The following is an 18,351-nucleotide window of genomic DNA, read 5'->3' on the forward strand; positions in this document are numbered from 1 at the left end:
TGCGCCTCCTAGCGCAATGCTGCAGAGGCACACTCCACGCCCCACGTTGGGACGAGAAAGTGCGCCCCAGTGGGAAGGAGTAAAGCAGATCAGCGGTTGTCGCTGAGCCGCACGGTCATCGTCATCTCTGCCTGTTCGACGGTCTTGACGATCGCATACAGGCTTTGGTGGACAGTCACCCCAGCCATAGCGGCCACGATGATGCCGAAGACGATGTTCGGGAGAACCCGCATAACGACCTCCAAATCGGAGGACACGGCATTCCCCTTGGGGACGCTAAGCCGCGCCCCTTAACTTGAAACCGCGAGCGAAATTAGAACGGGATTTGATCCCATCCATCATCACCAGCGGCACTGCCTTGGCTGCGGTTTGCCGAGCTTTGGGATCGAGAACGATCCTGGCTGCTCTTGCGGTCGGATCCACCTGGACGACCGGCGGCACCCTGGCGATCGGAACCACCCTGGTGACCGGGCTCGCCGGCGGGACGCCCGCCATTGGTTGAGCCGTTGCTACGACCGTTGCCAGCGCCGTTGTCGGATTGCCGACCCTGACTCTGACCGCCGTGCAGATCGAGTTCGCTCACGCGAACTGTGAGGGCCTTGTCCTTGCTGCCGTCGCGACGCTCGAATTCACGAAGCGTGACTTCGCCGGCAATGGACACTTCCCTGCCCTTCTTGAGGAGGGTGGCGAGTTTTTCAGCTCGGGTCCCCCAGATCGAGCAGTCGACCCACTGTGTCGTCTTGTTCTCTCCGTAGCCAATATCATTGGCGACGGCAAAGCTGAGGACTTTTTCGCCGCCCTGCGTAGTGCGCAGTTCGGCGTCGCGGCCCAAACGACCATTGAAATGCCAGATGTTCATGATGCACCTCATCCTATTTAGGTTGCGATGCACGGAACTCCTCCCTTGCCCAGGGTGGAGACTTGTCCGTGCTGGTTGGGGAAGGTCAGGCTTCGAGATAAGGGCGGATCACCGCCGGTACCGCATGAACGGTTTCGGTGTGCAGCCCCGTGTTGATCGCATCCGAAGGCACGGCCAGCCGCCGAAGAGCGGAGTGGGCAGTGCGCCATGGATAGCGACCCGCTCGGTAGCCGGCGTAAACGTCGGCTGCCAGGCTAAGTTTGAGCTCGGAGGACTGGACGCCCTCAAAAGCACAGAGGTTTAGGGACATGATGCGCCCTCATTCCATGAGGATGAAGGAGGCGCGTCCCGACCCCACGCGGGGAGGGAGAAGCCTCCCTCTTGGTGGGAACACGCTCGGCGGCAAACCGGCGAGCTACATGCTGGTTGTTTTAGGACCCCAACTAGGTCCCCAGCTGAAGCCGGGCACTTTGGCATCGCTGCATCAAGCAAGCGGCGCTAAGTGGAGCCAATGTACCGTGCCGACACTGGCGGCGATAGGCCAGAAAGACGCCGATTTTGCGCGTCTTTCAAAGGCGCGGAATAGCCCTCTGGTTGATTAGGCTGTGGAGCACAGGTCCACCACTCCCCGGAGTATTCATCACCATGGAAAACGCCGACCAGCAGCCGGCACAGTCGGTTGCGTCGCCCCAGTCCCGTCCGGCCCGGAATTCGAAGGACGCGCAGAACGAAAAGGCTTCACAGCGTTCCGCCGGTACCCGCCGGCAGCCAGGGAAGGGCCGCTTGTCCACCCGCGCGCCGCGGACCCACGCCGATTACTCCACGCCGGTCCTGCACAAGACACTCGCGCTGAAGACCCATCAGGCGCAGCAGGTGGAATCCCGGATCCTCGCGACCACCATGTCCTCGATGTACATCACCGAGGTCGTGCTGCGCATCATCGGCGATTCCAAGGAAGCCGAAGCGGTTTCCGAGATCATCAACAACCATCTGAAGGTCGAGGAGGAAGCGCTCCGGGCTACCCTCGCTCAGCTTGAACAGGTCCGGTCGTCGAATATGGTCGATTTCGAGCCCGAGTACTCGAAGCCGATCTCCAAGCCCCTTGAGGTCAGCTCGCCCCAAGCAATGCGCTTCGTGCTCCTGCTGGAAGGCTACGATAAGCTCATCCGGGTGGTCGACGGCCTGTGGTTCGCCGGCCTCATGGATGGCAAGCAAAAAGCAACGGCAACGTGGGAATGGCAGCGTCGCCTGGTGAGGCTCGGCAACAACGTCATCGCTCTGGAGCGTCGCGCTCGCGCCGCGGCCGTTCGCAAGAACAAGGGCGAGGAGGTCAGCAAGGTCGTCGGCGACACGGAGACGGCCACGGTGTCGGACACCGACGCAGGTGGCAACAAGACAAAGCGCGCCTCCAAGGGCCAAGCACCTGCCCCTCAATCCGAAGATGATGTGGCATCGGGTCCCGCTCCGGTGGCCGTCGCCATGGCAGCGGTGGCGGCGACAGAACCGACCGGCGCCGGTGTGGTCTCTGCCGCGAAGATCGCGGCAGCGCCGGCCGAGTGATTGCCCCCTTACCACCTGACGACCGGAGAAGAGGGAGCCGATCAGTTGGCTCCCTCTTTTCATGGCGCTACGGCGACATGGCGTTAGCTCATGCTCAGGCCCACCGTTCGGCGTGGACGGCGAAAGGCAAAACCCAAGCGGCGTGGCTTCTGAGACAGTTGGATCTTGCGCGTACGGCCGGGCCACAATAAGGTTCCGGTGCCCTCTCGCAGGGCAGTGTGTTGGGGAACACACTTCTTATGATGCACCTTGGGAAGGCGTGGTCTTCGGGCCACGCCTTTCTGGTTTCTGGGCACGACATCCTGCGGACAGGCTGATAAATCGGGATGAGCGGCGTCTTCTAAAGAGCAAGGACGGCCGCCGCTCGCACAGTCTCAGTCACTAGCTGATGTCCACCCCGCCAGCAGGATAAGCGGCAGTGGGTGGCTAAGCGTCGGCCGCGCCGGGAGTTCGCGCGGGGCCCTTTCGCTCTCGGCGCCGCAGTTCTTTTTCGACAGCATCCCGCACAAAGTCAGCGCGATCCTCACCAGTTGTGAGGACGCTTTTGATCCGCTCGAAGGTCCCTTCGGCGAAACGGGCAACCATGTCCTCGACGTACTTCTTGGGGCGGGCCATGCCCCGCCTTTTCGGGGATATGTCTGATTTCGTCAAGGCGATATCTCTTTCATCCAGTTGATGAGATATCTTAAAAGGCATTAATAGATATCTCTTAACGACCGATAACAGATATCTGTTATTTTAGCAAGAATGTTGGTCTGCCGACCCGCATTCGGCAGTTACGAACGAGCGGGACCGAAGATCCGAGGTTGTTGCTAAATTCTCTGATGGGACCGCGGGCCGCTCGGACGTGCGGCCATGGACAATGCCGTTGCGGTATGGCGGCTAGTTGTCTGGACGGTTGAGGGAGCCATGTAGTTGCTCAGACGACGCGGTTCACCACAAGGCACATTGAGGCAGCATTAGGCGGTGCCGGCTGGCTCGGCCAGCACCTACGGCCGTGAACAGGCGGAGGGACCGGCCGACGCCTTTCCACGCAGGAAAGCACGCAGGCTTGCGCCCTTGCCTGCCGGCCCTCCGGCCCTCCTCCTTCAGCCGCCGCGCAGTCGGCACATGCTCACCATGCCCAGCGGCCACTATCATCTTTAGCAACCATGGTTACGCGTTGTGCCGAGGCAACGTCACCAAGGCGCAGCGTTACCGCTCCTTAGCTTTGGCTGCCCCCTTCGGGCGGGGTCGCTAAGCCGGCGCCCCACAGTGTGGCGGACCACACGTTTGTGCGGTCTCGCTAGCTGGTTAGTTTCCAGGCAAGGGCTTGGCTTTCAGTTCGGTTGTTGCGTCTTTGCGTGCCTTGTCGACGTCGATGCCACCGACTCGTTCCGTTGCGCGCTGGGTGGTGTTCACCCGAGTTCCGACATTGAAGTTGCTCCCGGCACCAGTGAGGTTGTCAATGTTCACACTCGATTCCGAGGGCAGGTGTCCAGTTTGAGCCAGCAGCCCCAGCCACTCGTCAAGATTGATCTGCGACCAGTCGATCCGCTGGATTTCGTCGGTCGTGATCCCGCGGCAGTCTGGCTCCTTGGGAGTGCCCCAGGACAGGCCGAGCTGCGGTCGTGCCTGTTCCTGGATGATCCGGGATAGCGGCGAGTTGAAGCAGCAGTAGGATTCCCTCTTCTCGATACAGACGCCCAGCACCTTGCTGTTGCAGTAGCTGCCAACTTGGTGGCAGTTCTTAAGTTGCTTCTGCGCGTTAAGCTCGAACTCTTCCTTCTCGCATGCCCAGATAATCTGAATCAGGATCATCACGATCTGGTAGACGGTATAGGCAATCATGATCCAGCCGAGCACCGACCCGATAATCGCTTGGCCGCCGCCCAACTGCAGAGGACCCTGCGCAGTCCCACCAATGAACGCTGACCCTCCGGTTTCTGCGACCGAAAAGAGGCTGTTGGCTGCCGCGTCACCGAACACCTGAGCAGTCCAGTCGCCCACCTTGTTCAACAGGGTCTGTTGGATGGAACCGATGAGCGTCTTCGACGCAGCGTCCGATGCGACGCTCTCCGTTCCGCCCCATATGTTCTCCCAGCCCTGAACGAATGGCTTGTTGATCTCAGTCCAGGCGCTATCAATCGGCCCGGTGAGCGTCTCGTAGGCACCGCGCAGCGCATTGCTTTTGTCCAAAGCGGACACAGCACTGTCTAGCTTGCCGACCGCCAGAATCAACGAGATATAATCGCCTAGAGATACTGTAGAGGTTTCCTTGCAGCAATCGACAATGCCGCCTACCGCCTTCTTACATGTCTGGGCCTTTCCTTTAAATATCGTGCAGCTTCTGTTTTCCTCATTAGAGTCTTCTTTGCATTCGGCATCCATTGCCATGAAGCGGGCAGCCGACAAGGTGGCTGCCGCACGGGCAAAGTCGTTGCTCAGTTCCGCCTGGGGGTTCACGCACTCTGTGCCCATGCACCGGATAGGTCCAGGGCAGCTCGTCGTCGTGTTGCGGGTAACGGTCGGCACTGTCGCCGAGCTTCCGCAGTCCCATTGCTCCTCACGCACATAGCAGACCCCAGAGGCGCCCAAAGCCCCTTCAAGGCAGCTCGACTTAATGAAACCGCATGACGGATTTGACTCGAACGCTGCACAAGATTCGAGGTTCTCCCCGTTGGTCTTCGGGCATTGCTGCTGCCCCTGTGCGTCGGTCCAGCAATCCATCTGTCCTTTGTAAAAGTTGCATTGGGCATCTACTGAGGCGCGGCGGCACAGCGGAGACGTTCCGGCAGGCATCGGCGAGTTCGCGAAATCGGTCGGGCACAGGCGAATGCCGTTTATAGTTGCGCACCCTGAAGCGTCAGTCACGGGCATGTCAGTGCATGTCACAGTCCCGGAACAGAAGCCATCGGACACCCCTTGAAGCGCCGTCTTGCATTCAGGTGGATAATACTCGCTCTTCGCAAGGATCTTTGCAGGGTCATAGACAATGCGAATTCTAGCGTAACCTTCTCCCTTGACGCCTACAGACACGCGCGTGCGCATCTCTAGCTTCCCGCTCACTTTGAAGAACGAGGTAACATCGAGATTTGGCGTAGCCTGCCACTCTGTACGCAGTTCACACGGCCCTTCCGTCTCTGGAGCGAAGCGCCAGTCTGGACCTTGCCATACCTTAGTATTTCTAAGATAAACTTGCATGTAGTCATCCCACTTAGCGTGCTCAAGCGTAGCGCTAATCACCGCATCAGGGTTGAATACATCCACCTCAATAAACTCTTCGAAGATTGTACAGTTGCCGGATAAGTAATTATCCCCGACTGTGCCAATCCACATATCTACACACCCGGGACCGCAACTAGCTAAATTGGCCGGTCCACCGGTGTGCTCAAGGACACCTACACGGTAATCATGGATAATGGAGCACTTCTTGGTTGTGTCTTGAATCCTCTCGCAGGTCTTGTACGCCGGCACATGGACTGAATAAGACCCTTTGCTAAAGGTTGTATCTGTCGAGCAGTCGGCGAAATCAGCAGGTAGGTTGTTCCAGGTGAAATCGGACTTAGCCCAGAGCGGATCGTTGTCGAGGTTCGGCCTCGTCACGTTGGACGATCCCACCAAGGTTCGATACGCGTCGCCAGTGCGGCTGCCCTCGGTCTTCAGGCGCTTGTGAGCATCCGTGCCAGCGTTGATCATGGCGCTGTCGTTGCCGTAGAGCGCCTGGGTGGTGTCGGCGTTCTGGCCGTTCGAACCAGGGAACATATCGCCAGAGGAGAGCGAGAGCGGCTTCGACGAGTTCGGCCACAGAGTGACCTGACCATCCTGTTGAGCCGAGAAGAGGTCATTCACGTTCGGGATGGAACCACCTACTGCCCGGCCGGCGGCGGCGCCGGTGGCGATGGGATCTGCGGCCAGGGCGATCGCGCCAGTCTGCACTGTCACCAGCGCCGAGACGACAATGGCCGCGATCGGCTGGGCGAGCCAAGACGTGCGTAGCAGTTTCATGGGGGTCTCACGCGGACGAAGAACGAGGCGGACGCGGCGAAACGCCACAGAGTTTTCCGCCTCCAGTTATCGCCTATCGCAAACGTCCTGCGCGCCGCTGAAAGACGCGTGTTTTCCGCGTCTTTCGCCCCCTCGCTGTCAAGCCATTCTCTCGGGTCCAGGAACCCCTCATGGCATTCTGCTAGAGGGCGTCACCTCAGCGGTGCTTTGCACCCACCCGGCGGACGCAAGAGCGTCGCAACTAACGCGTTTCATGTAACAAAGCGGTGTCGCGCCGTTCTGCAATTCAACAGCAGTTTACATGAACGATGAGCAACAATCGACCCAACGCCACAGAATAAACATAGTATCTTCACCGACGGCGGGGATCTGTTTTCCCATCCCCCAACGCCAATCGGACTCCCCAGTGACATGATCACTTCTTGCTTCTGGCAGCGGGAAGAACATACTCCACCTATACTGCGACTTGGGGAACATAGGATCGATACGGCCGGCGCACAGCGCGTCATCCCCCATGGTCCGCCAGGAGAGCCCGCGGCGATGAGCCGCCGCAATGGACCGCGCGGCCAAGAGGTTGGTGTTTTCCGCCAAGGAGCCCAGTGCCTCGTCCCATCCCGAGAAGGGATAGATTGATGTGCTCCAGGCGCCAGCGCACCAGAACATCTTCGTAATCGGCCGCCCAGCCGTTGCGGCGGCAGCGTCCGCCACACACGCAGACTGCGTGATGGGATCGGCGACGGCTGCGGCCTCGGGCTGCGTGAAGAATGCCAACTCCGAGTTATTCCAGGTCGGGTCCAGCTCGGAAATCATCATGAGGTCAAAGTCGAAGAAACCGTCGCTGACGCAATTGTTGTCGACGAACAGGTCGAGCATGATGAGCAACGGAAACGCGTATGTGTGATAGTGATAGAAGGCACTGTCTCCATAGTCGAGTTCCGAGTTGCCCTTTGTGCCCTGCATGCGCCGGGAGATCGGCAGCGTAATTCCCCCGAGCGCCATTGAGCATCCAGGCTTGCGCACCAGCTCCACAATTCGCGCCGGCTGCCACATGGAAATGGTCATGCCCGGCTTCGGCAGCCCCGCGCGGTCGTTGCACAGGCACAGCGCCTTTTTGGTGGCCCCTTCCGGCACTCGGCTGTTTCCCCCGCCCAGGGGGATGCCTGAGACCTTGATGGGGAAAATGCAGCTCCAGCAAATGTCGGTGAGGAGCTTTCCCGAGAACAGTTCAGAGTTTTGGCAGGCCGGGTCAGCTAAAGCAGACGACATGGGGCTTGCGACGAGGCCAAGGGCCAGAGCGGCGGCGGCGAAAAGGCGGCGCATCAGGGCTTGTCCTTCTCTGGAGGAATTTCGGTGACGACGAAGGCGCGCCCATCGGACTCGATCAGCGCCGGCACGCGCTCTAACCTGAAGCGGGATTTGATGTCGGGGGTCAGCAGATAGACTGGGCTATCAACACGCTGCTCCAGCTTGTCGAGGCCCTCCCAGCTACCTTCCCGGTCCATGGCCGTCATGACCAACGTGACGCGCCGCCTGCCCTGCACCTCGGCAGCGAGCTTGGCAGCTATTGCCACTTGGCCAGGAGAGCGGGCGTCGAAGACGACCAGCCGCTGTGTGAAGGGCAGCTTATCGAGCGGGTTGATCCGGCGTCCCGCTTCGACGAGGACGCGCCCCTGAGCATCGGTGATTGGCTTGGTGACCACGACGGTCGGATCTATAGAGCGCACCCGCCGTTCCGTTGCCTCCGGCAGCTCGTCGAACCGGGCCTTGCTCCAGAACTCATCTCGGGCTCGGCGCTTGTAGCCCTCAAGATCGAAGTCCTTGGCTTTCACCTGCAACACCTCGATCAGATCGGGCTCTACGACCTCAACTGTGGGGCCGAGAACGCCAAGATCACCAGTCGCGCCCGCCCTCACCTTGTCGACGATGAACTCCGGAGAGCTAAGGCCGGTGGCATGGGCGAGCACATTCGCACCCTCCGTGTACGCGACCACCGGTGCCGCCGTAACGGACAGTTCACGAAAGACCGTTGGATCGATGATCACGTTCGGCAGCGGGTCCATGTCCCGCAGCATTGCGTGAAGCCGGCGGACGCCCTGGCCAAATGTCTCACCTGGCAGAACGCCCCTGAAGACCACCTGCACGTCGTCGCGGCCGGCGACGCTTTGGAAAAGTTCCTTGAGCGCTGCGTCTCCCAGCGCCCAGGATGCCAGGATTTTCACCCGCACCCCCTCGTCACGCGGAGGTTGGCCCGCGACAGGCCCAGTGTCAGGCATGGACATCTGTCGCTCGGCGGCTTCCTTGCCATAGAGCCACGCCGGTGGTGGCTGGGTGACTGCCTGCTGCTTGATACGCTGCGCCCGCTCCACAATAGCTCGGATCTCATCGTCGCTCGCGACTGCTGGCGTGGCCAGGATGGTCGCGCCGAGGAGCAACAGGGCGAAACTGCGCATGGACGGTCCTAAATGTGAGGGGATGTTGAAACGGCCGCCGCGGTCAGGCGGGGCGGCGGCACCAGCAGGTCACTACTTGCGCAAGCTGGCAGGCGTGCTGCCGCTCAGTCCCAGATAAACCAGAACTCCAACCGCGGCGATCACGGCGACGATGGCGGGCGGCGCCGCAGCCCCAAAGGCGATTGGAAATTCGGTGCTCTCTGTTCCCGTCCAGATCAGGTCGGCCCAAAAAAACAGGCCAGCCACGACCATGGCGGCAACGACAAAGGAGCCGACCAGTGTGAAGGCAAAGCCAAGCAAGGTCATGGTTTTTGCGAGCATCGGATTCTCGAGAGCATCGGGAAAGGGTTCCCGTCCAAGGCCCTCAAGACTACCGCTATCCGCGATCTATCCGCGCCGCTGAAAGACGCTGGAAATCGTCGCCTTTCGGAGGTTCCCGCCATGATGTTGGCAGGATGACGATCACCGACAGATCGTCGGTAAACTGGCCCCATCGGCTCTGAACCGCAGATGCGAGCGCAGCTGCAGGGCTCCGGCCCTGTGACAGCTTCAGGAGCGCCAAAGCGTTCTCCGGCCACAGGTAGCGCCAGAGCCCATCCGAGCCGATCACAATAGGATTGGTGATCGCACCAATCACGGTGGGAGCGGGAACGGTGATCCCGGCGCCTACCCTCTGGTTCCGCTCGCCCCCTGAAATCTCAACCGGGCCGTACTCATCTCTCGACCACGTTTCCGAGTCCCCTACCCTCACAAAGGTCAGCCGCCCGCCGCCCAAGTACCCGAGAATGGCTGTCGTGGTGCCAGCATCCGACCCGCGCAGGACCGCGTCAGCGTCAACAAGGATTGCAGCAAGATCATTTCCGGACGGAGGTCTCTCCATGGCTTCCAGCGCCCTTTGGACCGCCCTAAACAGGACGCGGGGAGCGCGGCACCCACGAGGCCCAGCGCCATCGGCCAAGAGCAGCAGAAGGCCATCTGGCGCCGGCAAGCAGGCGGCGATGTCGTCAGCGACGGCAGCGCTGGTCATCGGACGGACACACACCGTCACCGAACAGCCGTGTGGTCGATACTGCGCGTCCGCCGGCGGATCGGCGGGGAGAGCAGTGTTTGGCCGGTTTGGAGCGCTGGCGAGAGGCCCTTCGAACACTGGCTCCGCCGTTGTGGTAAGACGCCGAAGAAACGCGAGCATAAGGGACCTGTTTGTGCAGCGAGTCAGAAGAGGCGGTACGCTCGTCCAATGATCTGAGCGGCTGGTAATTCACCCCAGTACCGGCTGTCGTAGGAGTCGATGGTCCGCCCCATCACCCAAATCGATCCAGGCGACACCACCAGGTCGCGCACGAAGTCGCCTGCGGGCCGGCCGAGCGTGCGGGCAAGGGCCAGCCCCTCGCCCACCCTGGCTCCGTTGACAGTTACCGCAGCCTCATTGACGGCGATGCGATCACCGGACACACCGTCGATCACCTTCACCATCGTGGTGCCGTTCTTGAAGTAGGGCGCGAGCCCACTCGCCGCGAAAGCGACGAGCTGCCCACGCTCCACACTCCGATCCCAGCGATCGATGAGCACCACCCGCGTATCCGGCAGGCACCGGGAGATTTGCGGGTCGATCCCGATGCGATAGCGGTCAGTAACATAGGCGCCGGCGGCGTAGAGCGCCGCCAGCAGCGCTCCTGCTTTCAGGGCGAAGCGCCCCCACGGCTCCCGCTGGCGTGCGGCGGCGCCTGTCACTCCCTCTTCTCCTGGCTGCCGGGCTGCAGTGCCGGCTGCGACACCGGCTTGGCGCCGGCTGGCATCATCATGGCCTCGTCCGGGGCGGCAAGCACCGACTGGCCATCCAGAACGATGTAACCACCCTCCTGAAGCCGGCGAATATCACCGCGGACGCGACCCATCGCTGTCTCGATGACGTCGTTCGGTTGCCCCTGCAGCGCCGCTGCCATTTTCGTGAAGTCGACGACGATGACGGGAGGACGGGCTGCGATCTCCGCTTCCAGCAGTGCCACCCGATGCCCCATCCCGAGGTAGGCGACACCGACACTCACCACCACGGTGAGCACGAAGCGGAGCATGCCGTCGAGAATGTCCGGCTTGCGGCCCGCATTCTGGCGCGCCGCTGGAGCCGGAGAGGGCACACCGTCAGGTCCGGTGCTGGAGGCAGCCTGTGCGTCAGGCGGCGGAACGGCGGTTTGCACCATTTCTCTCCTCGATGAGCATGTAAACTGCATCCCGAACCGAAACACCCTGCGCGCTCAGGCGCTTAATGGCGTTCACCTCCTCGGCCTTTGTCGAGTAGATCAGCTGGCGGAACGGATCGACGATGAGCCGCCCAATGCCGCAGCCGTACGACGTGATGGCAAAGATCTCCGAGTACTCGCCCGGGACTGTGTGGACGGTTTTCAGCAGCTCATAACCGCCCTCGGTGAGCGGCAACCGGCTCTCCTTCTTCAGCGCGTCGATCGCTTCGGGCTTCTGACCCAGCAGGTACATGTTCGCGCTGTTCTCGACGATTGCCCGACCGGTCGGCGCTGCGTAGAGGTCGCCGACACCTTGCGTGATGGTCACGGCCGCGCCGCCGTATTTCCGGAAACGCCGGTAGCCATGCTCAATGAACTTGGCAACGTCACCCTGCATAAGCAGGTCCCATGCCTCGTCGATAATCACGAGCTTCGGACGGTCGCGTTCGCCGAGGTACATTTCCTGCTGGATCTGGTAAATCAGCTGCAGAAGGACGACCTGCTGGAGGTGCTTGCGCCCCTTCAACTCTTCGAGTTCCAGCACGGTAAACCGGTTGTTGAACGCGACGTTGTTCTTACCGTTGAAGTATTTTCCGTACTGTCCGCTTCTAGAGAAGCTGTAAAGCTGATGCCCGAGATCGCTGATGCGATTGTCTTCGCGTGCCTCTCCTTCTCGCAGGAACCACTCGATCATGTCATCCACGACCATCTGGTTCCCTTTAGCCTCCCATGTTTCGTGCAGCGCCCGTTTCATTTCCTGGGTCTGCAGATCACTGAGGCCTTCGGTCGGAGCAGCCATTGCGGCGAGAAGACCAACGAGAACATCCTCCTGATCCTCGAAGTCCTCGCCATCTTCGATCGCTTGAATCAGCTCGAAAGGATTCAAGCAGATTGAGGTGCCTTTGCCGAAGTGTATGAAGTCACCATCAAGCAGTTCGCACAATTTCTCATAGGATCGGCCAACGTCAATCACCCATACGCGCCCGCCCATCGATAGCGTTGACGAGATTAGCTCGTTAGTCAGAAACGACTTACCGGAGCCACTCTGCGCCGCAATGGTCGTGTTGTAGTTCGATGTGCTGTCGTACAAGGACAGTGACATCAGCTGGCCGTTGCGGCTGATGAGATTGAGAACCGGCGTGCCCGTGCCTCGCCAATCACCGAACACCGGCAAAAGCGGAACGGCCTGACGCGTGGCCATGGTTTTGTAGCGGAACAGCTCTTTGATTGCCTTCTTCTCCGCACCGAACGGCAGAGCGTTCAGAAAGATCGGGAGGCAGAAGAACTTGTCGGGCAGCAGGTTGTAGCCCATCTCGCCCCAATAGGCCTGAGCGCTCGACACAGCGCCTGTGGCGGCATCGTCATCGTCAGCAAACAGGGTCATGGACAGGCTGAGGCGGCAGGTCCGGTCACCGTCGTCCAGCGCCTCGAACAGGACGTCAAAATCGTCCTTCCTGTGCGCCAGCTTCGGCACGAAGATGCGCATGCGGCCAATGGCTTGATTGGTCGCCCATTGACGCTTCGTTGAAAGGCCCGCCTTGGCTTTCTGCGGGTCCGGATAATGAAGGCTGGCGCTGATCATGAAGGGAACGCGAATGCCACGAATCCCCTCCCACATGTCACCGATGAAGTTGGCTGCCTGCCCGAAATAGATGCGCTGCGGAAAGCGCTTGATCGACAGCGTGCGGACGCGGGTTTCGCCCAGCGACAGCCCTTTCGCGCTCACCTTCAGGTCGGTCTGATAGTCGAACACCTGATCCCGCAGCAGCTTGTCGGTTTCGATTTCGCTCGTCCCATCCAGGCGCCAGGAGGCATCCTTGCCCTGGTTGATGAGCGGCACCATCACGTCCAGCCATGCTTGCGACGTAAGGGGGATCGGCGAGAGGCCCACCGACTCAAGGCTCTTCTGCACCGTCACCTTCTGCTCGCTGGCCCGGTCCAGCTCGGCCTGGGTGGGTTCATGGCCGGACAGCGGGAGTTTGACCGTGACGAGAAGCTGGATGTCACGAACACGCAGCCCGCTGCGCTTCTCCACAGGGTCATTGACGCCGGCCGTCAGGAACTTCGCGCGTTGCTCGACCGTCTCCAGCAGCAGCGGGTCTTCCTGCCCGGCCCGGAGTTGGCGCATGTGGAACAGGGGCGGTTGAATGTTCTGCGAACCGAGCAGAATGAACTGGAGGATGGTGTCCGTCGGCCACGCATCCTTTAGCATCACGTTGAGGCGTTCGGCCGCCTTAGGATCACCAGAGGTGAGCGGTCGGCACATGAACCCAAAGCCGATGGTCTGGTCTGCGCAGTAGAAGATCTCGCTATCAGGCTCGTAGGCGAGCGGCATCAGCAGCTCGCCGCACCGATCGGCCTTGTAGCGTTGGTTCAGGGGCATTAGATGCGGCCCTCCAGCCAGCTGTCGAGGTCCTGGGGAAGCCCACCCTTGGTGCGGCCGTCCGGCGCGATCATGAAGGGAACACCCTTCACACCGACAAGCTGCGCCGTCACCAGTCGCTTCTGGATGGGCAGCAGGTTGCAGTTTTCGTTCTGCGGCAGGCTGTCGCGTATCGGACCGGCCATCAGCGCCGCAAGCGCCGCAGCAGGGTCGGTCGCGCAGGACACCATGCGCGTCAGCCGCTCGCTTTCCTGGCCGAGAACGGGGACGACGATGACCTGGAACGTGTACTTGCCTGCCAGCGCGGGCATTTGCTGCAAAACGCCGTGGCAGTAGGGGCACTTGGGGTCGACGAAGATCGTCACTTCCTTCGCACCGGAGCCGTAGCGGAATGCGCCCAACTCAGCCGGCGTCACACCCAGCTTGGAGAGCTGGACGCGGCTCGCGTTGTCGCGGAGGTCGGCCAGGCTGCTCACCCGCTTTCCAGTCCAAGTGTCGTAAAGCTCTCCGCGCACCACATAGCGGCCATTGTCGGAGATGAACGCCATCCCAGGAAAGCCCTCGCCCTCAACGGCGGTAAAGCCGCCGGAGGGGAGCTTTTCCATTGCCGTGATTCCGGCCGTCAGGGCGTTGCGATTGAGCTGGGCCTCGGTCTCGGCCGAGGCCGGTCCCAAGCTGCAGGACAGGGCCAGAAATGCGACCGAAAGTCCGAGTGCGAAGCGCACGGTAGTCCTCCAAGTGCAGGAAACTTCTGGCTTGGAGGCTACTCATTTCGGCTGTTTCTTCGCGCCGTCGAAAGACGTCTAAAACCAGCGTCTTTCGACGGCGTGACCATCCTTGACAACATGCGCAGATGATTGCGCGAGAGGCGGAAAAGCCTGGCGTCCTAAGCCGGAGCTTTGCCTCGCATCCTTACCGCTTGGGGGGAGCTAAGGAGTTGTCGGCGGGACTTCCGGCGGTTCGACCTCGGCCCCAGCAGTCACCTCCGGTGATTCCGCTCCGGAGTCATCAACCCCCCTCAGCGTCACAAGCGGGGTATCGCTGCGAGACAGCTTTGATACCGAGATCCGGTTGGAGTTGAAGGAAACCGGCTCGCCATCGAGCGTCCAGCGGTACCCTACGATGCGTCCGTCGTCGTCGCGGCAATCGGCATAGTAAATCCAGCCACTCGTCCACTCCCGCATGGTGGCGGTGCAGCGAGGCGGTGTGTTGGCCACTACGGTGACGGTCTGCGTGGCCCCAAAGCTCCATCCCATCAGCGTCTTCGCTCGCGCCTCCACCGTGTGCGTACCCTCGCCCAGGCTCATCTTCGAATAGGACCCGGCAGGCCCGGTCGGCGCGCCGTTCAGATAGTAGGCGAGCGATGTGATCCGGTCACTTGGATGGCCCCCCGTAATCGATGGCTTCAACGTTAGGTCCAGAGGGGCTCTGTAGTATGGGTTGGACGGAGACACTGCGAGCGTCATGTTGTAGTTCGGAGCGGCAAGCATGTTCACCGTCGTGGTCACCGTCGACGAATTGCCGCGAGCGTCGGAAACGGACGCAGAGAACGGATAGGCCCCCGGCGTCTCGGTTCGGACAACTCGCATCGTCTGGTTGGCGTCTTCGAGCAATGTGGCGGCCGGCGGTAGCGTCCAGCTGTAAGTCGGGTTGTCCAGCTGCATCGGCCGTCCGATCTGGCGCAGGCGCACCGTCACATCCGCCGGCGCATACTGTGAGCTTCTGGTCGGCTCCAGGCTGAACTCCGGCCAGACGTACTCCCAGACACGCACGCGCTTGTCTTCGCTGCCCAAGGTACCGTCGAATCCGACAATCTCAGCGTGGTAGGTGAGCGTCACCGTGTCAGCTGCCAGGTTCTCCGACGTAGGCCCCCAGGTCAGCAGCGGCCCATCGACACGAGTCCCGTCGGGAAGTGTCCACCACCCACGCAGTTCCACATCCATGTTCCGGTAGGGCAGGCCCATCACGCCGCGGAACGTGCCGGTCTGCGGGTACTCGACACGCGCCGGGCCAACGATGCGGATCATCGGCGGACGAACCGGCACGAAGTTGACGCGCCGCCGCAGTTCACGCCACGCAAACGGGTCGTCGGCAGGCGCGTCCAGCATACGGGCGCGGGCGACCAGAACCATGCGCTCCGGCTCGTTGCGGGTGACGTTGAATTCCAGCTTGCCGGGGGTGAAGGATTTCCCGGCATCCAGCGACCACTCGACCGAGACTTGCTCGTCGGTTACCGGCTCGCCCTTGTGCGTGAGCAGCAGCTTGTAATGACCATTGCCGCCGAGGAAAACGTGCTCGGGGCCGTCCAACTTGCCCTGCGGCACGTCGTAAGCGATGACATGGATCGGGTCTGTCGTGTGTTCCGCACCGGAGAACTTGTTCTGGAGGACCGCACGCACATCGTACTCACCTTTCGGGAACGTGTACGACAGGCGCATTTTGTTGTTCCGCATTGGGGGAACAACGCTCCACGTCGATCCACCATCAGCGCTCACCTGCCAGGTCACGGTGCCCAGGGCAGTAGCATCCAGGCGGTGATCGAGGGCAAGACTAAAGATGGAAGTGAGCGGTGCTTCACCGGTGATCCGGCGTGCCGTCAGGCCGGCGCCGATCGCACCGCCCTTGACGACGGTGAGGTTCAGCGGCCGGATCGCAAATTCGGTGCGCGAGTATTCCGGAACCGGCGACTTGACGCGCGCCTCAGCCGTGAGGCGGACGTAGCCGGTGTCGAAGGTGCCCTCCGGCAGCGTGAACGAAACGTCGCCGTTGTCCGCCGAGACGAATTCGGTCAGCGGCTCGGTCGTCTGATAATCGATGTACTTGACGAGGCGGACCTCCCACACGCCCATCGTCTCGGCATTGTAGCCCGCCTCCTGTTTGTAGACGTCCCGAATGCCCACCGCGACCGGCAGGTCCTGGGTGTCCAACATGAACGTTGTCGGCACCGTAACGACGGGCTTGATGTTGGCATTAGGAACAGCGAGCAGTTCGAACGTACGCTCGGACTTGTTATCGGGCATCTGGGAGTAGCGGGCCTTCACGGTCCAGGGTGTGCGGCTCCACAGCTCCGCCTCTACCGCGTTCAGGCGCCGCTGTATCTCCCTCGTCTCTCCCCAGGGGGAGGCATCGAACTCACCATCCTCGATCACCTCGCCTCCGCGCACGACCGAGACACGGTAGACTGCGTTAGCTCCTTTGATCACGGAGTTGCCGGCGTAGCCGCCGTCACGCGAGACCGCGTAGAGACCGTCTTTTAGAACGGTCAGCATGTCCTCCGTGATTGCCGGCACCGGGGGCTCAATCACGTTATACGCAAACGATCCTTCTCCAGCCGGGATCTTGGAGCCCAGCGGGGTGATGACATCGACCTTCCGCCGCACCTCCTGAGTGCCGGCCTGCTCCAGTGCCCCCTTCAAGTAGGGGCGCACCCAATACTGATCCTGGGACAGCGTGTTGGGCAACGCCGTCCATGTCAGTGCACAGCGCACCACCGCATCGGAGGACCGATACTCTGCCCCCTCATAACTCCAATACGTGTCGCAGGCCGGTCCCGCTGACTGCTTCAACATCACGTCCAAGGGCTGGACCAGCCGGTAGGCGCGATCTGACGAACGCTGCGGCTGGTAGGCGAGAAGATTGCCGATGGGCGTAACAGTGAGCGTCGCCGTACCCGACGCTACGCGCACCTGCACATCGTTGGGATCGACCAAGCTGATCTTGTAGCCGACGTCGTACGCTCCGTGGACCCACATGCGTCCCTCTGCCATGGGCGTCAGCGCGGTTACGGGCTTGAGGTCCGTCGGCAGTGGTTCCCACTCAACGAGACACTTCGGCGCGGCCAGTGCGTCACTGGATCGCGCGGTCGAACGGCTGGACGTCAGTTCGCATCGGTTTCCAGCGACCGGCTCGACCTTGAGCTTCGCCATGTCAAATGCCTGACGCACGGACCAGGACTCAGCCTTCATGGCAACATGCGGCACCCAGGTGTTCACCCGGAGATCAACGCCAGGGCTGTTCGGAGCGACAGTGGTGATCCAGAGCCGAGCCTGCCCTTCCCGCCCGTCGTCCGCCGCCATCATAGGCAACGAGAGCTTTCCCGACGCGGTGGAAAAATCATAGGAGCCGATCGGCACACCCACATCGCCGGGATTTATCCTCACGCCGGCAATCACCAGCGAGACATTTGAGTCCTTGTGCATTGAAACGCGCATCTCGTGCGTGCCGCCAAGCGTGACCCCATTTGGGAGTTTCCAGGCGTCTGTGGTCAGCGGATTTAGACGAGCGCCGTTACGGAAGCTGTGTTGAACCCCTGGGATCCAGATTTCGTTGGCGGCCGCTGTCACGACGGGAACGGTGGCTGGCGCGTATGTGATCGTCCACTCCCGGGTGGCCGACGCCCCATTCCCATCTCTCGTCGTCGCAGAAAGCTTGTAATCACCCACCCAGGAAGACGGGAGAGGATTATCGGTGATGATCTTGTAGCCCTCGGCGCGGTTGGCGAGGGTCAAGATCACAGGATCACCAGTTACATTGGTTCCCGGTCCGATTACTTTGAACGACGCGGCATCGCCCGCACGATGCTCGATGTGAGGCGCTGTGCCGCCATAACTCTCAGCCATTGCAACGCCGCTGGTGATCAGCAGAACAGCGCCGATAGTCGTCACAACGGCGAGGGCTGTGGACCTCAGCCGGTTGGCGTGTTCATGGAGAGGAGCGCCGCAAGACCGTGCCCGCGATATGCACCGTCGCCAGGACTGAGGCCAGTTCCCCCTGTTCGCGGAAGTCAACGATTGCACAGCTTCGAATCTCCTTGCCATTCGGCCCACGACCCCAAGAGCAGTTGCAGCCGACACAGCCGCGGCGCAGGTTGTTGAT

Annotated in this window: 13 protein-coding genes; 1 reads left to right on the forward strand and 12 read right to left on the reverse strand. The window is 61.3% G+C overall.

Annotation, left to right across the window (positions count from 1 at the left end; genetic code table 11):
* Nucleotides 1-89: 89 nt before the first annotated feature.
* From J2Y49_RS27170 to J2Y49_RS27180, 3 genes are all read right to left on the reverse strand, one after another.
* Nucleotides 90-257 (reverse strand): hypothetical protein, encoded by a 168-nt coding sequence (locus J2Y49_RS27170; protein WP_188092491.1) that lies wholly within the window; start codon nucleotides 255-257, stop codon nucleotides 90-92.
* Nucleotides 258-313: 56 nt separating this feature from the next.
* Entirely contained in the window at nucleotides 314-859 is a 546-nt protein-coding gene (locus tag J2Y49_RS27175) for a single-stranded DNA-binding protein (RefSeq protein ID WP_310118521.1), read from the reverse strand.
* 85 nt (nucleotides 860-944) lie between these two features.
* The gene (locus J2Y49_RS27180) at nucleotides 945-1,169 is read right to left on the reverse strand and encodes a hypothetical protein (protein WP_149226251.1); all 225 of its coding nucleotides are present in this window, start codon (nucleotides 1,167-1,169) and stop codon (nucleotides 945-947) included.
* A 335-nt stretch (nucleotides 1,170-1,504) separates the two neighbouring features.
* Here J2Y49_RS27180 and J2Y49_RS27185 point away from each other — a divergent pair, with 335 nt between their 5' ends.
* Nucleotides 1,505-2,419, forward strand: a complete 915-nt coding sequence (locus tag J2Y49_RS27185; RefSeq protein WP_149226249.1) for an AcaB family transcriptional regulator — start codon at nucleotides 1,505-1,507, stop codon at nucleotides 2,417-2,419.
* Nucleotides 2,420-3,712: 1,293 nt separating this feature from the next.
* Here J2Y49_RS27185 and traN read toward each other — a convergent pair.
* From traN to J2Y49_RS27230, 9 genes are all read right to left on the reverse strand, one after another.
* On the reverse strand, nucleotides 3,713-6,406 hold the full coding sequence (gene traN, locus J2Y49_RS27190; protein WP_149226247.1) for a conjugal transfer mating pair stabilization protein TraN: 2,694 nt from the start codon (nucleotides 6,404-6,406) through the stop codon (nucleotides 3,713-3,715).
* A 297-nt stretch (nucleotides 6,407-6,703) separates the two neighbouring features.
* Nucleotides 6,704-7,726: a TraU family protein gene (locus tag J2Y49_RS27195; protein ID WP_149226245.1), complete on the reverse strand. Its 1,023-nt coding sequence runs from the start codon at nucleotides 7,724-7,726 to the stop codon at nucleotides 6,704-6,706.
* Nucleotides 7,726-8,856 carry a TrbC family F-type conjugative pilus assembly protein gene (locus J2Y49_RS27200; protein ID WP_149226243.1) on the reverse strand — a complete coding sequence of 377 codons (1,131 nt, stop codon included), beginning with the start codon at nucleotides 8,854-8,856 and terminating at the stop codon, nucleotides 7,726-7,728. The genes J2Y49_RS27195 and J2Y49_RS27200 overlap by 1 nt, the downstream gene beginning before the upstream one ends.
* A gap of 72 nt (nucleotides 8,857-8,928) precedes the next feature.
* Complete coding sequence (locus J2Y49_RS27205) at nucleotides 8,929-9,177, reverse strand: hypothetical protein (RefSeq protein WP_149226241.1); 249 nt, start codon at nucleotides 9,175-9,177, stop codon at nucleotides 8,929-8,931.
* 891 nt (nucleotides 9,178-10,068) lie between these two features.
* Nucleotides 10,069-10,587 (reverse strand): S26 family signal peptidase, encoded by a 519-nt coding sequence (locus tag J2Y49_RS27210; protein WP_149226239.1) that lies wholly within the window; start codon nucleotides 10,585-10,587, stop codon nucleotides 10,069-10,071.
* Nucleotides 10,584-11,054, reverse strand: a complete 471-nt coding sequence (locus tag J2Y49_RS27215; RefSeq protein WP_149226237.1) for a hypothetical protein — start codon at nucleotides 11,052-11,054, stop codon at nucleotides 10,584-10,586. The genes J2Y49_RS27210 and J2Y49_RS27215 overlap by 4 nt, the downstream gene beginning before the upstream one ends.
* Nucleotides 11,026-13,476, reverse strand: a complete 2,451-nt coding sequence (traC, locus tag J2Y49_RS27220; protein ID WP_149226235.1) for a type IV secretion system protein TraC — start codon at nucleotides 13,474-13,476, stop codon at nucleotides 11,026-11,028. Before traC ends, J2Y49_RS27215 begins: the two co-directional genes overlap by 29 nt.
* The gene (locus J2Y49_RS27225; RefSeq protein WP_149226233.1) at nucleotides 13,476-14,201 is read right to left on the reverse strand and encodes a DsbC family protein; all 726 of its coding nucleotides are present in this window, start codon (nucleotides 14,199-14,201) and stop codon (nucleotides 13,476-13,478) included. Before J2Y49_RS27225 ends, traC begins: the two co-directional genes overlap by 1 nt.
* A gap of 204 nt (nucleotides 14,202-14,405) precedes the next feature.
* Nucleotides 14,406-17,984, reverse strand: coding sequence for a hypothetical protein (locus J2Y49_RS27230; protein ID WP_310118532.1), 3,579 nt, complete (start codon nucleotides 17,982-17,984; stop codon nucleotides 14,406-14,408).
* Nucleotides 17,985-18,351 lie beyond the last annotated feature (367 nt).

Origin of the sequence: Azospirillum sp. BE72 (genome assembly GCF_031455875.1) — a bacterium.
In the GTDB taxonomy this organism is placed as follows: domain Bacteria; phylum Pseudomonadota; class Alphaproteobacteria; order Azospirillales; family Azospirillaceae; genus Azospirillum.